The following is a 15,522-nucleotide window of genomic DNA, read 5'->3' as shown; positions in this document are numbered from 1 at the left end:
CCCTCAACTCCTCAACTTTTTCCCTATTTTTGCCACTCAATTTACAACATACCCGGACAAATGAACATTGTCAACATCATTCAGCAAGGCGTCGTCCAGGCCGCTGCGCAATTGTACAATCTGGAAATCAAAGGTGAAGACTTCCCCTTGAGCACGACCCGTAAAGAGTTTGAAGGAGATTATACGCTCGTTGTTTTTCCTTTTACCAAACACGTCAAAAAAAGCCCCGAAGCCATCGGCCAGGAATTGGGCGCTTTTTTGGTAGAGCAGGTTCAGTACATCAAGGACTTTAACGTCATTAAGGGTTTTTTGAACCTGGTAGTCGATGATCAATACTGGCGTGAGTTTTTGGAAGGTATTTACCAAAATCCACAATACGGCACCCATGCAGCCAATGGTCGTAAGGTAATGGTGGAATACTGCTCTCCCAATACCAATAAACCACTACACCTTGGCCACATCCGCAATATCCTGTTGGGGTGGTCGGTGAGTAAAATTTATGAAGCGGCGGGTTATGAGGTCGTGCGGGTGCAAATCATCAACGACCGGGGCATTGCCATTTGTAAAAGTATGTTGGCCTGGAAAAAATTCGGCGCTGGAGCTACTCCCGAATCAACCAACACCAAGAGTGACCATTTTGTAGGCGATTTTTACGTTTTGTTTGAGAAAAAATTCCAAGAAGAATACAAGGCCTGGCAACAAAGCGAAGAAGCCCTGGCCATTTATTCGGAAAAGAAAAAAGGCGAACAAAGCCCCGAGGAGTTTTTCAAGGCCTACAAAGACCTGTATTTTAACCTGTACAGTACCCTGGGCAAAGAAGCCCGGGAAATGTTGCTCGCCTGGGAGGCTCATGACCCTGAGACTATCGAGTTATGGAAACTGATGAATGGTTGGGTCTATGCCGGTTTTGATTCAACTTTCGACAAACTGGGGGTCACTTTTGACAAACTTTACTACGAGTCCAATACCTATTTACTTGGGCGTGAAACCGTTGACCAGGGCCTAAACTCCGGGGTATTTTACCGCCTTGAAGATGGTTCGGTATGGATCGATTTGGAGGATGCCAAACTGGACAAAAAACTGGTGCTGCGCAAAGATGGCACCTCGGTATACATCACCCAGGACATTGGGACCGCCCAAATGCGGTACCAGGATTTTGGGGCTGAAAAAATGATTTACGTGGTCGCCGATGAGCAAAACTACCATTTCCAGGTGCTCTTCGAAATCATGAAACGTTTGGGCGAGCCTTATGCAGCTGGTTTGTACCACTTGTCCTACGGCATGGTAGATTTACCCAGTGGCAAAATGAAATCGCGGGAAGGGACCGTAGTGGATGCCGACGACCTAATTGCCGAAGTTGTTCAGGAAGCCTGGGAAAACAGCAAGGAACGTGGATCTTTGGCCGATATGACGCCAGAAGCACAACAGGAAGTCATCCGTAAAATCGGGCTGGCTGCTTTGAAGTTTTTCATCGTCAAGGTACATCCCAAAAAACGGATGATTTTTGATCCCAAAGAGTCTGTTGACTTGCAGGGACAAACGGGGCCATACGTGCAAAACGCCTTCGTGCGTTGTAGTTCTATGCTTAACAAGGCGGGCAATCCCGACCTGAGCGCGGCCAGCACATATACCACTCTGGAAACCGCCGAAAAGGACATCATCGCCCAATTGTACCAGTTTCCGGAGGTCATCAAGCAGGCAGCGGAAACCTACGACCCCTCTATGGTGGCTATGTACAGCTATGAACTCGCTAAGGCTTTTCACCGTTTCTGGCACGATTATCGCATCTTGCAAGCAGAATCGGAAGCCGCAAAGGCCTTCCGGATTCAGTTGTCCATTGCAGTGCGGAATGCTCTGCGAACGGGCCTGGATTTGCTGGGTATCGAAACGCCGGAGCGCATGTAGAGGCGCGATTTATCGCGACTCTGTTTAGAGAAATAACTTTGAATTAGACACGATCATGAAGTTTTTTGAAATACTCGTTCTTAAACCTTAGGCTAGAAGCCCATGAATTGCCTCCAGCTTTAGCTGGTGGATAACAATGAATTCTAGTTTTGGGCTTTAGCCCTATTTGCCAAGTTGAGGTTAGGGCTAAAGCCCATTCAAAATTTAACCTTTCACCCACCAGCTAAAGCTGGAGGCAATTCATAAGCCACTGCCTAAAGAGCGATTATTTCAAAAAACTTCATCCTCATGTCCCTACAACCAAACAAATATGAGTGCCGACAATCCCTTGCTTGAGAAAGAAGAACGTTCACTGAATTTTATCGAGCAAATCATCGAAGAAGACATTGCCAACGGCAAACACGCTGGTCGGATTCACACCCGTTTCCCACCAGAGCCCAATGGCTATCTCCATATTGGCCATGCTAAGGCCATCACCGTGAATTATGGCATCGCCCAACGTTTCAACGGCAAATTCAACCTGCGTTTCGACGATACCAACCCGGTTACCGAAGATGTAGAATACGTCGATAGCATTCGCGCCGATGTCCGCTGGTTGGGTGCTGAGTGGGACAATGAATTTTATGCCTCCGATTATTTCCCACAATTGTATGCCTATGCCGTTGAGTTGATCAAAAAAGGCCTGGCCTACGTTGATGATTCCACCAAGGAAGAAATCGAGGCGATGAAAGGCAATCCTGCTGTGCCTGCCCAAGCAAGCCCCTACCGGAGTCGGTCCATCGAAGAAAATCTGAACTTGTTTGAACGCATGAAAAATGGGGAATTCCCCGATGGTGCCCGCGTTCTGCGCACAATGGGAGACTTAAGCTCGCCCAACATGCACATGCGTGACCCCATCATGTACCGCATCAAACACGCCCATCACCACCGCACTGGCGATCAGTGGTGCATTTACCCGATGTACGACTTTGCGCATGGCCAAAGTGATTCGATTGAGGGCATCACCCATTCCTTGTGCTCACTGGAATTCATTCACCACCGCCCTTTGTACGAGTGGTACATCGAAAAACTGGGCATTTTCCCAAGCCGCCAAATCGAGTTTGCCCGGATGAACGTGGCGTACCTGATTACCAGTAAACGCAAGTTGCTAAAGCTGGTGACTGAAGGGTATGTAACCGGTTGGGACGACCCTCGCATGCCTACCATTTCGGGCATGCGCCGCCGGGGTTATCCTGCCAAGGGCATCATCAATTTCTGCGAACGAGCCGGAGTAGCCAAACGAGACAATACCATTGAATATGGCTTATTGGAGTTTTCGGTGCGTGAAATCCTGAATCAAACTGCCACCCGGGCTATGGCGGTACTCGATCCGATCAAAGTGGTCATTCTCAATTATCCTGAAGACCAGGTGGAACAGATGGAGATTGAAAACAACCCCGAAGATCCTAACGCCGGGGTACGCACCATTCCTTTCTCTCGTGAAATTTACATCGAGCGGGAAGACTTCATGGAAGAACCGCCTAAAAAGTTCTTCCGACTTTCGCCGGGTGGTATGGTCCGATTAAAAGGAGCTTACATCATCCAGTGCGATGTTGTACTAAAAGATGAGAATGAACAGGTAAGCCAACTTTTTTGTACTTATTTCCCTGAAAGCCGTTCGGGTTCAGATACTTCTGGCCTAAAGGCCAAGGGGGTACTGCACTGGGTATCGGCGGCCGAGGCCATTGATGGAGAGGTTCGTATGTACGATAAGCTGTTTACTGATCCTGAACCAACCAACCACGAAGACCGCGATTACCTGGAGTTTGTCAATCCCGATTCGCTCAAAGTCATTCCGAATGCCAAATTGGAGCCCAGCCTGGCCAATGCCCAAGCTGGCGACAGTTTCCAATTCTTGCGGATGGGGTATTTCTGTGCCGATCAGGATACAACACCCGAGCATCCTGTTTTCAACCTCACGGTGGGTTTGAAGGACAGTTATAAGCCTTAAGCGAATTTATTTGCGCTGATCCAAAAGTATCCTTAAACTTGTTTTGCTATTGGTTCCTTTTTTAAACAAAAACCCAATTAAAAATGAATGAATTTCCTTTTGTAGGTGACCAAAGACAGGCTCTAATCGAAGCTGAGCAGGCTCGTTTTATCACCAAAGTATACGGCTGGATGGCAATAGGCCTGGCGCTGACTGGTACAGTGGCTTATTTTGTTGCCAGTTCTACCACTTTGCTCCAAATCATTTTTGGGAATAAATTGGTATTCTGGGGACTGATCATTGGTGAGTTATTGATGGTGGGCTACCTGGCTGCTGCCGTAACGCGCATGTCGGCAGCAACTGCTACCCTGGTGTACTTGCTTTATGCGGTGCTGAATGGCCTGACCTTGTCGGCTATTTTCATCCGCTATACGGGGGCTTCGGTAATGGGGACTTTTCTGATTACTGGGGGTACTTTTGCCGCAATGAGCATTTATGGGTATTTCACCAAACAAGACCTAACCCGGGCGGGTAACCTGCTTTTTATGGCCTTGATTGGTTTGATCATCGCCTCGGTGGTGAACATTTTTTTCCGCAACCCGATCATGTACTGGATCATCACTTACGCGGGTATCCTGATCTTTGTAGGTCTGACGGCTTATGATACCCAGAAGATCAAACAAATGAACATCATTGGAAATGAAGGTACGGAAGAGGATCATAAGGAGGCCATCATGGGGGCGTTGACGCTGTATTTGGACTTTATCAACTTGTTTTTGTACTTGTTGAGATTGTTTGGACGCTCGAATGATTAAACATATGGGCCCTGTTCGGGAAAATAAGGTTTTTTTCCGGAGCAGGGCCCGACATTCATTGTATATTTTTCCTTTCGTCGCCTTCACCCAAAAGCCTGATACTTCTTCAAAATCTTGTACAACTGCTCCGGCCGAAACGGCTTGGTAACACAATCGTTGAAACCATTGTTCAGGTATTCTTCGTGAAATTCAACCGAAGCTTCGGCGGTAAACGCAATAATAGGGATGTTGCGCTTCCGATCATCGGGGAGTTGCCTGATCACTTGGGTGGCTTCTTTTCCATCCATTATAGGCATTTGAATGTCCATGATGATCGCATCAAAATCATCTTTTTTCATGCAGTCAATGGCCTTCTGACCATCCTGGACAAGGGTATAATTGGCTCCCCATTTCTTCAAAATCGTAGTAAGCACAAGCGCATTCACGTCGTTGTCTTCAGCGATTAAAAAGGTCATTCCGCTGAGGTCCATAGCTTGGGAACTTGGAACTTCCCGAACAATTGCAGTGGGGAGACGCTCGTGTTTATCATACTTCATTTCTACCGAAAAAGTTGATCCCTGCCCCAGACAACTCTCTACATAAATTGTTCCTCCTTGCTGCTCAACCAATTTTTTGCTGATGCTTAAGCCCAGACCCGTTCCCCCATATTTTCGGGAAGTACTCACATCAGCTTGGGTAAAGTCTTCAAAGATTTGCTCAAGTTGCTCTTCAGAAATCCCAACCCCGGTGTCTTTTACGGTCAATTTTACGCGGACACTACTTTCTGTTTCCTCCAATAAAGTATAGGCCAATTCTACTGAGCCTTTGTCCGTAAATTTTATTGCATTGGATAAAACATTAGATAACACCTGGCTAAGTCGGAAATAGTCGCCGATCAAAAGATCCTTAATCCGTGGGTCAGGAACAAATGTCAAGGTTATCCCTTTATCATTGGCACTATTTTCAAAAAGCCTAAAAACATGGGTGGCTACTTTAGACAAATCAAAAGGAATGCGTTCAAAAACGAGCTTTCCTGACTCAATTTTCGAAAAGTCAAGGATATCCGAAACGATGTTGGATAGGTGTTGGGCTGAAAACTTCAAGGTATCCAGGTATTCACGTTGCGTGGGGCTGAGTTGCTCTTCCATCAGTAGATCAGCAATGCCGATCACTCCATTGATCGGCGTCCTGATCTCATGGCTCATGCTTGCCAAAAATTCGGATTTAGCAATCGCAGCCTGTTTCTGAGCCGTTACATCCTGGTCAGTCCCCTGTAGCCCCACGATCTGGCCTTCACTGTCTCGGATAACTTCTCCGATACAAGCGATGTATTTTACCCTGCCATCTTTAAAAATTGCCCGGTGTTCGACATGAAATTGAGCACCGGTATTTATGGTATTTTGGATCGCCTCATCCAGCTTGATTCGATCTACTGGGTGGCATTTTTCGCGCCATGCTTCATACAATAGCTCATCCGGGCAATTCTCCAACTCAAAAATGCGGTAGGTTTCTTTAGACCAATGTAATTTTGAAGTCGACAGATTAAATTCCCAGCTACCAACCTGAGCAATAGCCTGTGCTTCTTCATACAATGCCTGGCTCTGGAGGATTTGTGCTTCAGCTCTTTTGCGTTCAGCAATTTCTTCTTGCAGTTTTAGGTTCTTTTTTCTAATAATGTTGTATAAAAATGCGCCAACAATTAATGAACAACTTACCAAAATTAAAATAATCATAACCATCATGTTGTAATTGCGCTGGCTATCTATTTCGGTCTGCTTCAGGATTAATGCTTGCTCTCTTTGTTTGCTTTTGAGTTCAATGTTTTCGAGGTCAAATAAACCTCTTATCTCAGCAATCTTCTCTGCGCTGGTTGTATTGTACAAACTGTCATTGGCTTCGATAGCTAAATACAGGTATTTGTTGGCAGCAGAAATATCACCCGTTTTTTCACTCAATTTTGCAAACAGCAAATTTACGTCTCGCCTTAACTCAGGCGAAGCTGTTTGGTTTGCCAATTTCATAGCCCTATCCAAAAAGCTTTCAGCAGTGTTATAGTCCCTCTTCAAAATGGATAAGGAGGCAATTTTTTTATACCCCAATCCTAAATTCACTACGTTTCCCAACTCCTCGTCAATAGCCAAACTTTTATTGGCGTAAAGTATGGCTCTGTCAATTTGGCCATTCTTCTCATATACAGAGCCAAGGTTATAATAAGAGTCGGCCATTCCTGAGCGGGACTGTAATTTTTGCCTGATGCTTAATGCCCATTCGTGTTCACGGATTGCTTTTTCATATTTCCCCTGAGCATTGTAGAGTGAACCCAGAATGGAATGTGCGCGAGCAATCCCGAAATCATCTTGAATGGCTGTTCCAATTTCCAAAGCTTTATTGACAAAATTCACACACTCTTGGTCATTGAATTGTTTAAAATAAAGCCAGGCAACATCGGAATAAGCCCAGCCTAAATCTTTACGAAGGCCAATGCGCTCAAAAACCTCCACAGCATCCAAATAATATTTAAGTGCACTGGGTAACTCCCCCCGTTCCAAATATATTTTCCCAGCTAAAATGTTCATATCAGCCTTGATGTCTTCGTATTGCTCTATCTCTTTAATGGAAAGTACTTCTTTGAGGTGGGTTATGGCCGCTGCATTCATACCCATATTGAACTCGATATGAGCGAGGTGATAGAGAAAATTAAATTTCACATAACTATAGGTATTTGGGGGGATCAATGGCTCAGCCTGCTTCAAGTACCTGTAGGCCTTCTTGTACTCATCTTTTTGATTTTCTATCGCGCCAAGTTCAGTAAGTAATTCTGCTTGGTTCATTTTTGCATTGTTCTTTACCGCAATTGCATAAAGTTTTTCCAAAACCCTTTTGGATTCATCAAGTTGATTCTGTTCAAATAAAAAACTGGAGTAAGAGAAATAGCTATAATATTTTATTTTATAATGATCCTCGTGTTCTAGCAACTTAAGCGCTTTCTGGAAATAAACTTTAGCAGAATCGGTATTGGGTTCTTCCAAGTAAAGATTAGCTGTTATAACATAGGAATATGCTGTATACAGTTTCCCCCCTTCTTTTAAACTGATCCGGTCTGCTTGCCGTAAAAATTCGCGCGCTTTGGGGGTGTCACTGAGATTGTAGTAGTATTCAGCAATGAGGGTCAATGCATGTTTTTCACCGGGCTTGTTTTTCAGTTGCCTGGCCTCTTTGAGGGCATCTAAGGCATAACGATGCGCATCTTCAATGCTGAAGTCAAAAAGTTGGTAGGCAAGGCGCAGTAAAGTATTAAGCCGTTTCTCCCCAATCTGACGGGGTAATAATTGCTTCATGCTGTCTGTCTCGGTGGATTGACCACCAGACAACACTGAATAGACCATGAAGATACAACCAATAAAAATAGCTCTCATCTACATTGCACGCTGGTTCTGGAGTGAATAAACAATCGCTTTCTTAATGAATCCCAAGTAAAGATAATGACAAGCATTGGATTATTGTCTGCTTGCGCCCACTCAAACATTTTTTATCTTTAAGCCGCTACCAAATGCTCACTTGAAAATTGCCATCAATGACACACTTGCTTCAAAAAACACTGCTTGCTATTTTGTTTTGCATGTCCTTCACACTTCTCCTTTTTGCACAATCAAATCATTCAGAATTCATCTATGGCGATTTTTTGCCGGACGCGCCTGAATTGGCCAAACGAGGCCCATATAGTATTGGTGTACAAACCATCAATCTGCTGCATAAAAATCAGCTCAACGTACTGCAACACAAGGACGGTAAAACGCCTACCTACGATCGCCCACTTACTGTAGAAGTTTGGTATCCTGCCCTGATTCCCGCTCAAAAAAAAGAAATAGAAGTGTACCAGGAAGTGATGGGAAACTTCAATGACCCCAAGCGCCCCCTGTTGCCTTTTACTTTTAAGGGACGCTGCTTGCGTAAGGCAGTTCCCAAAACAGAAGGGGCTCCTTACCCTTTGGTCATCTTGTCGCATGGTTATACTGGGTCGCGATACTTGATGACCTATCTGGCTGAAAATCTGGCCTCAAAAGGATATGTAGTGGCTGCAATCGACCATACCGAATCAACTTTTCGGGATGCAGCTGCCTTTTCGAGCACTTTATACCATCGCCCGCTGGATCAGTTGTTTGTGTTGGATGAAATGGATCGACTCAGTCAAAAAGGAAGTGGAAGTTTTTTAGCTGGTCTGGTCGATGCCAAAAACACCGGGCTCATTGGCTACTCTATGGGTGGCTATGGTGCATTGAATGCTTCAGGGGCAGGATTCAGCAACAGTGCATTTCAACAATTCAAAGGCTTGAGTGGTGGTTGTGAAGCCCTGGCCGAACGATTAGCTGGATCTCCAGCCTATGCCAAAACCCAGGACCAGCGCATCAAAGCGGTGGTGGCTTTTGCCCCCTGGGGCATGAACAACGGGGCCTGGGATTCGACAGGCCTGGCCGGGTTGACCCGCCCCACGTTTTTTGTAGCAGGCAGTGAGGACGACATTTCAAAATACGAAAAAGGCATCAAAGCCATTTACGATGGTGCCCAACACGCCGATCGGTACCTCCTGACCTATCAAAACGCTCGCCACAACGTAGCCCCCAACCCTGCTCCCCCAGAAGCCAATGCCGAAGGTTTGTCCCTCAATGAATACCTGCGTTATGCGGATTCGGTGTGGGATCAGCGTCGGATCAACAACATCAATCAGCATTTTGTCACAGCATTTTTAGGCATTCATTTGAAAAAACAGGACCTTGGGGAATACCTTCAATTGTCCGAAAAAGCGATTGATGGCAACTGGAAAGGGTTCAAACCCAGAACTTCGATCGGACTGGAGTTTAGACATCAAGAGGCAAAATGAGCGATTTGGAAATAGCACAATACACCAATCTTCCCAATTCCCATTAAAAAACGAACCATGCTGCAAAATAACTTCAAACTGGCCTACCGGAGCATCCGCAAAAATGGTTTTTACTCCGCCCTCAATGTGTTTGGATTGTGCGCAGGTATCCTCTTCGCCTTGCTCATCGGTGCCCATGTTTGGGGCGAGTTGCAAGTAAACCAAAAGTTGCGCCATGCCGATCGGCAATATTTTCTGACCAGCATTTGGAAAAATCCCAACATCGGCATGGACATCACCTCCGCTGGGCCCCTTGGCAAACGTTTAAAAGAGACTTATCCACACCTCGTAGCCAATTTTTACCGTTGGGATGGCATTAAGTCGGATGTGGTGAAGGGCGACAAAGTATTTCGGGAAGGCATCCAGATTGGAGATAGCACCTTCATTCCCATGTTTGGCTTCGAACTCCTGCACGGCGACCCAAACAATGCCTTGAAGGCCCCTTATTCCCTGGTGATCACTGCAGAAAGGGCGCTGAAATATTTTGGCAAAACCGATGTACTGGGCCAAACCCTCAGCGTACGGAATTTTACAGGTGAAAACCATGAGTTCCAGGTCACCGGGGTATTGGGGGAAATCCCTGAAAATTCCGTCACCAACTTGCTGGGCACCGAATCCAATAGTCTTTTCATTTCCTTCACCACCGCGAGGTACTTTTTCAATCGGGACGTGAACGATTGGAACAACATCATTTACCCCACTTACCTCGAATTGCAGCCCGGAGTGAGCGCCGCTGATTTGGAAAAGCCCATCCAACAACTCATTCTAAACGAAGGCGCCGATTTTGAAAAAGAAAACCTGCGGGTGCTTCCCGTTCCATTGACAGATTACCACCTCCAAAAAAACAAGGCCCTGGTCAAACGGATGTTGTTTGCCTTGGCATCGGTGGGCGTTTTTATCCTGTTTATGGCCATTTTTAACTTTATCAACCTGGCCATCGGGCGCGCAGGGTCGCGCATCCGCGAAATCGGAGTTCGGAAGGCATTGGGAGGCCTGAAAAAACAATTGGTGCTTCAGTTTCTAAGCGAATCTTTGCTCTTGGTATTGATCGCTACGGTGCTGGCCTTTTTGGCCTACCCACTTGCCCAGGCACCTTTTGAACAAATGGTGGGAAAAAGCCTGCCTGCCTTAAACAGTTTCCCGGTATTTTTTGCCTTTTTGCCCCTCGCTTTGGTGCTTGTGGTCGGCCTCTTGGCGGGCCTTTACCCGGCGTTTTTTCTATCTTCGTTGCGCACAGTAGAGTCGCTGAAAGGAAAGCCCGGAACTGCCAATCAAAGCCTGCACCTGCGCAAATACCTGGTCGGGTTTCAATTTGGAGTGGCCAATCTGGTCATTATCGCTACCCTGGTAGTGGCCGCACAAGTCAATTATTTTTTTGGGGAAAACCTTGGGTACAATAAGGAGTTTGTGGTAAGCGCCCAGGTGCCCCGCGACTGGAGCCAGGAAGGCCTCCGCAAAATGTTGACCATACGCGACGAAATGGCCAAACTGCCCGGGGTGCGCAGCGCCTCACTCTCCTACGAAATTCCCAATGGCATCAACCAGGCACAGCCCTCGGTCTACCGTGCAGGCACTGATTCCACTACAGCTACCATTTGTCAGGAGATAACTGCTGATGAAAATTACCTCGACACCTATCAAATCCCCGTTCTGGCGGGTGAGTATTTTAATCCGGAGGTGCGCAATTTTGGCAAAGTTGTGCTGAATGAACGTTCTGCGCTGGCGCTTGGCTTCCCGGATGCGGCTTCAGCTGTTGGTCAGACTTTGCGCATAGCCGGAGATCCAAGCCCCTACACCATCAAGGGCGTGCTGCGCGATTTTCACTTTGGTTCCATGGCTACCTCTATTCAGCCGATGGTGGTTTTTTCTCAACAAAATCGGGTTTTATACCGCTATTTGTCTTTCAAACTTGACGCTGGAGAAATCCCTGAGCGCATGGCCGCATTGCAAAAAAAATGGGCTGAACTTATGCCCAACAGTGCCTTTGAATACACCTTCATGGATGATACTCTGGCCAAAATTTATGCCCAGGAATTACAGATGAAAAGATCAGCCTATGCAGCCAGTGGCATAGCTTTGTTGATCGCTTTACTTGGGGTGTTGGGCCTGGTATCGCTCAATTTGCAACGGCGGGAAAAAGAAGTAGGCGTGCGCAAGGTTTTGGGTGCCTCAGTTCCGGGCATTATAGGGTTGTTTTTGCGGGAGTTTCTGGTCGTTTTATTGCTGGCAGGGCTGGCAGCTTGTCCCCTTGCCTGGTATTTGTTGCGCGGCTGGCTGGAGAATTATGCTTACCGCATCGAGATGACTCCCTGGTTTTTTGCAGCGTCACTGGCGGGCCTGGCGCTGGTCACGGCGCTATTGATCAGTTTACAGAGTGTGAAGGCGGCTTTGGCTAATCCGGTGAAGTCCTTAAGCAATGAATAACTCTCATTACGCCATCCTATTCTTAAACTGACTCCATCTAATGTGAGTATTAATGATGCACATGGCGATTTCAATATAACCCAATTTTTTACCGCAGAGTTTCACAGAGTACACACGGAGTTTCACGGAGTTTTTTTAGGGCACCTACGGTGCGAGGAGGCCACGGAGGTTGCCATTGCCGAAGCTCGGGCCTTTTATCAAGTCACATGATTATTGGCTTGATCTTAAGCAGGTTTTCTTGAAGCACAAACTCTAGCCACCACAGGTGGCAAACTCCTTAAAACTAAAAAACTCTGTGAAACTCCGTGTCTACTCTGTGAAACTCTGCGGTAAAAAAATGCGTAATTTTGGTGAATAATTAATGCCCTTAACCATCAAAACCAGAACCACTCATGAGCACTTTTCCCAGCATCTTCAACGACGTTATCGGCCCAGTCATGCGTGGACCGTCCAGTTCGCATTGCGCGGCCTCCTTGCGAATTGCCCGAATGTGCCGCGACCTGATGGACGAGCAAATTCAGGACATCTTCATCGAATTTGACCCCAATGGCTCGCTGGCTACTACCCACAAAAGCCAGGGTTCCGACATGGGTTTGTTTGGTGGTTTCCTGGGTTGGGAGGCCTACGATGAACGCCTGCCCGAATCTGAAAAATACCTGGAGGGTGCTGGAATCAAAGTCAGTATCAACATTTGTGACATCAATGCCGATCACCCCAATACCTACAAAATCACCCTGAGCAATACCCGGGAAATCCGCAGGTTGACTGCCATTTCTACCGGTGGAGGCATGATTGAAGTGATCGATATTGACGGTGTGGCCGTCTCGATGGCGGGCGATTATTTTGAAACCCTGATTTATTGCGCAAATCCAGATCAGATCATCCCCTACCTCCAGGCATCCATTCCCTACGATGACATCCAGTTCAGAAGCGGAGAGGAACTCAGTTTCATCCAAATCAAAGCCCAAAGTTTTCCTGATACCGTTATTTGCCAGGAGCTTTTAAATATGGATGGGGTAAGCTTCCTCAAATTCCTCAAACCTGTCCTGCCAGTGATGGCGCGCAAAAACCTGCAAGTGCCCTTCATCACCTGCGCCGAAATGCTGGAGTACAACGCAGACAAAAACAAAGCACTCTGGGAGTTGGCGGTGGACTACGAAAGCGCCCGTGGCAACCTATCTGCTGATGCTGTTTTTGAAAAAATGCGCAGCATTATCCACATCATGGGCAATGCTATAAACCTGGGCCTGAAAGGCACCCATTATGAAGACCGGATTTTGGGCAGTCAATCCCTGCAATTCAAAGCCCAATTGGATGCCGAAAAACTGATCGGTGGTGATGCCAACAACCGGATCATTCTCTATGTATCGGCCATGATGGAAGTTAAAAGTTCAATGGGAGTGATTGTGGCGGCCCCTACTGCCGGGTCTTGTGGTGCCTTGCCCGGGGCTTTGTTTGGAACCGCTCATTCCTTGGGTTTGTCCGAAGATGAAATCGTCAAAGCCATGCTGGCTGCCGGACTTATCGGGGTCTTCATTGCGGCACACGCTACTTTTGCTGCTGAGGTAGGTGGTTGTATGGCCGAAACCGGATCGGGTGGCGGCATGGCTGCGGCTGCACTGGTAGGTATGAAAGGGGGCACCTTAGAGCAGGCCTTGGCTGCGGCCTCTATGGCCCTACAAAACTCCCTGGGCATCATTTGTGACCCCATTGGCAACCGAGTAGAAGCGCCTTGCTTGGGCCGCAACGTCATGGCGGCCAGCAACGCCATGTCCAGCGCCAATATGGCCTTGTCCAATTACCTGCAATTGATCCCATTGGATGAAGTGATCGAAACGATGAAGGCGGTTGGGGATCAAATTCACCATACGCTGCGCTGTACGAATTTGGGGGGGCTTTCGGTCACCAAATCGGCTAAGCGGATTGAGGCAATGTTGGAGGAAGGGGCTAGTATGGTGTACAAAAGTTGTTAGACGAGCTCCTGCTTCAACACTGGCAAGATTCCTTCAACAAATACTGACTACCGTGAAAAATCCTAACGTTGCTCCTGATAAAACCCTTACCGTTACAATGTAAATATCGGTGAATCGTAGCATCGATTGGTTTGCTCCGGAACTGAGGATTCTTTTCCTGGGCTTATTTTTTCAGTAAAAACAACAAAGGGATGTCCAAGCGTTTGTTCCAGGCTTTTTCGCTGTGCTCTTCCCCTGGAAAATATCGCGTCAGCCAGTTTTTTTTCTGGTATCCTTTGGCTTTCATAACTTCGTCCACTTTTTTTTGTAGCGGAGGATAAAGCGCATCCAGGGTTTGATCGCCGTAATCGAAATAGATTTTATGGTTTTTGGGGTTGGGCAACTTGCCTTGTAGGTAAGCCAAAAATGCATCGGGGATGGGATTGCCTTCGACTGTAAAAATGCCGGGCCAATGGGTACTCAGGCAAGCAGCACCGCCAAACACTTCCGGGTATTCACAAATGGCGTACATAGAAATAAGGCCACCCATACTGCTGCCCGCAATGAAGGTGTTTTTTCGGTCTGTTTTGGTCGCAAAGTTTTTGTCGATGTATGGCTTCAACTCAGTCACCAGAAATTTGAGGTAATTGTCAGAATTGATTTTTTGCGCATTAAACACCGATACGCCGTTGCTGCGGGCTGCCGCATAAACTCCCTCTTTTTGGGCAGTGCTCAAGGATTCGAATGGTTTTTGCGGAAAATAATCGGAGTGCCGGGTTTTGCCCCCATTCCAAACCCCCACTACAATCACCTCTGGGATGGCTTTTTCTTGAATCAACCTGGCAAGTACATCGTCCACATCCCAGGCCGTTTTGTTCCAGGTGGTACTGGCATCGTACAACATCTGCCCATCGTGCATGTACAGCACGGGGTACTTTTTATTGGCAGTAAAGCCATCGGGCAGCCAGACATCCACATTCCGGGCATCGACGTATTGGGATTGGAAGTTTTCAAGGCGTTGGATGGTGCCAGAGGATACTTGAGGCTGGGTTTGGGCAAATACCTTGCTCGCACTTAACAAGAGTATAAAAATAGAGCGTAATGTACGGGTCATTGGCAGAGGATTTGAAGGTTAGACTTGTTGCCAAGGTACACACTTGATGAATGGCTATGGTACCACTTTTTGAAGGTGGGACAACTTCCCAACTCACCTAAGCCCAGCCCGCAACATGACCCCGGCCTTATACAAGATCATCACGATCACCACCTAGCGCAAGGTGTCGAGTGGCAAAGACTTCACGATAAAAGCGGCGATGAGTACGGCAAAAATATCCGCTAGCCCAAGTCTTTCCCCATAACACCCAAGGCATAACGCTGGTGCATGGTCTTGGGCGTCAATGGGAAAGACTTGGCCGAGCGGTGATGAAGTCACTCAACATCGACCAGGCGCAATTGGGCGAAAAACTGGATTTAACCCAGGCTTCCGTCAGCAAAGCTTTGAATGGCGGCAATGAAAAAACCTTTAAACGCATTGTGGAACTGCTAGGAACGGAATACGGC

General features: G+C 47.0%; 9 protein-coding genes. 7 read left to right on the top strand and 2 right to left on the bottom strand.

What is annotated here, in order from left to right; translation table 11 throughout:
- Positions 1-60 precede the first annotated feature (60 nt).
- The 3 genes from argS (at position 61) to SFV55_RS29200 (ending at position 4,689) form a co-directional block, all read left to right on the top strand.
- Positions 61-1,905 carry an arginine--tRNA ligase gene (gene argS / locus SFV55_RS29210; protein ID WP_413776751.1) on the top strand — a complete coding sequence of 615 codons (1,845 nt, stop codon included), beginning with the start codon at positions 61-63 and terminating at the stop codon, positions 1,903-1,905.
- A gap of 310 nt (positions 1,906-2,215) precedes the next feature.
- A complete protein-coding gene (locus SFV55_RS29205) occupies positions 2,216-3,895 on the top strand; it encodes a glutamine--tRNA ligase/YqeY domain fusion protein (RefSeq protein ID WP_320033137.1) in 1,680 nt (559 codons plus the stop codon).
- 83 nt (positions 3,896-3,978) lie between these two features.
- A complete protein-coding gene (locus SFV55_RS29200; protein WP_320033136.1) occupies positions 3,979-4,689 on the top strand; it encodes a Bax inhibitor-1/YccA family protein in 711 nt (236 codons plus the stop codon).
- Positions 4,690-4,772: 83 nt separating this feature from the next.
- Here SFV55_RS29200 and SFV55_RS29195 read toward each other — a convergent pair whose 3' ends face one another.
- Entirely contained in the window at positions 4,773-8,006 is a 3,234-nt protein-coding gene (locus tag SFV55_RS29195; protein WP_320033135.1) for a tetratricopeptide repeat protein, read from the bottom strand.
- A gap of 281 nt (positions 8,007-8,287) precedes the next feature.
- On the opposite strand from SFV55_RS29195, the gene SFV55_RS29190 reads away from it, so the two are divergent.
- The 3 genes from SFV55_RS29190 (at position 8,288) to SFV55_RS29180 (ending at position 13,983) form a co-directional block, all read left to right on the top strand.
- Positions 8,288-9,547 (top strand): dienelactone hydrolase, encoded by a 1,260-nt coding sequence (locus tag SFV55_RS29190; protein ID WP_320033134.1) that lies wholly within the window; start codon positions 8,288-8,290, stop codon positions 9,545-9,547.
- A 57-nt stretch (positions 9,548-9,604) separates the two neighbouring features.
- On the top strand, positions 9,605-12,010 hold the full coding sequence (locus SFV55_RS29185; protein ID WP_320033133.1) for an ABC transporter permease: 2,406 nt from the start codon (positions 9,605-9,607) through the stop codon (positions 12,008-12,010).
- Positions 12,011-12,402: 392 nt separating this feature from the next.
- Positions 12,403-13,983: an L-serine ammonia-lyase, iron-sulfur-dependent, subunit alpha gene (locus SFV55_RS29180; protein ID WP_320033132.1), complete on the top strand. Its 1,581-nt coding sequence runs from the start codon at positions 12,403-12,405 to the stop codon at positions 13,981-13,983.
- A gap of 163 nt (positions 13,984-14,146) precedes the next feature.
- Here SFV55_RS29180 and SFV55_RS29175 read toward each other — a convergent pair whose 3' ends face one another.
- Positions 14,147-15,076, bottom strand: a complete 930-nt coding sequence (locus SFV55_RS29175) for an alpha/beta hydrolase (protein ID WP_320033131.1) — start codon at positions 15,074-15,076, stop codon at positions 14,147-14,149.
- A 308-nt stretch (positions 15,077-15,384) separates the two neighbouring features.
- On the opposite strand from SFV55_RS29175, the gene SFV55_RS29170 reads away from it, so the two are divergent.
- The coding region (locus SFV55_RS29170) for a helix-turn-helix transcriptional regulator (RefSeq protein ID WP_320033139.1) at positions 15,385-15,522 on the top strand (138 nt) is incomplete at its 3' end.

The organism is Haliscomenobacter sp. (assembly GCF_033763495.1).
GTDB lineage: Bacteria > Bacteroidota > Bacteroidia > Chitinophagales > Saprospiraceae > Haliscomenobacter.
Note: the sequence above shows the minus strand (reverse complement) of the source record. Positions and strands in the feature narration are given on the sequence as shown.